Raw genomic sequence first — 873 nt, 5'->3', positions numbered from 1 at the left:
GGTGTTGGTCTTGCCTGGACTTCCAACAGCTGGCAGGCAGCCTTCTGGGTACCGGCCGTCGTTGCCCTTATCGTTGCGGTAATCGCGTTCTTCTTGATCCGCGACACCCCTGAATCAATCGGCCTGCCCCCAATCGAGGAATACCGCGACGACCCGGCTAAGGTCAGCGTAGACGATGGCGTGCGTATGTCCGCGAAGGAACTCATCTTCAAGCACGTTCTCACCAATCACACCATCGTCATGCTTGCGGTTGCGAACGTATTCGTATATTCACTACGCTACGGCGTGCTCTCCTGGATCACTGTGTTCCTCGCCGACAAGCATCACGCCGAGATTGGTTCTGGCCTGGTTGGCTACGCCGTGTTCGAACTCGCTGGCATCCTTGGCACCATCCTTTGTGGCTGGCTATCCGACTCCGTATTTAAGGGCTACCGCTCCGGCACCGGCATTCTGTTCACCATTGCAACTGCAGTCGCCATTGCTGCCTACTGGCTCATGCCGGTTGGCACCCCGATGTGGGTCCTTATCACCCTCGTTGGCCTTATCGGCGGCCTCATCTACGGCCCGGTCATGCTGATCGGCCTCCAGGCAATCGACCTGTCGCCCCGCAACGTTGCAGGCACCGCAGCAGGCTTCACGGGTCTGTTCGGCTATCTGCTTGGCGCTACCCTCGCTTCTACGGGCGTTGGCATCATCGTCCATAAGTTTGGCTGGGACGCCACCTTCATTTGCTTCATTGTTTTCGCCATCATCACCGTGATCTTGTTTGCAATCGTTGGTCGCGACGAGAAGAAGCTAATGGCGCAGCGAACTGCAGGCCACCAGGCCTAGTAGACATCCACCTGGATGAATGGGAATCAAAGTGGGGCGCGG

Annotated in this window: 1 protein-coding gene; it reads left to right on the top strand. The window is 57.7% G+C overall.

All coding sequences use genetic code 11. The annotated features are described in order from the left end of the window. The coding region (locus tag HMPREF1627_RS00165; protein WP_034499737.1) for an MFS transporter at positions 1-831 on the top strand (831 nt) is incomplete at its 5' end. Between the last annotated feature and the right edge of the window lie 42 nt (positions 832-873).

It is taken from the genome of Actinomyces sp. S6-Spd3 (assembly GCF_000758755.1).
Taxonomy (GTDB): Bacteria; Actinomycetota; Actinomycetes; order Actinomycetales; family Actinomycetaceae; genus Pauljensenia.
The sequence above is the reverse complement of the archived record's forward strand: the minus strand, read 5'-3'. Positions and strand labels throughout refer to the sequence as shown.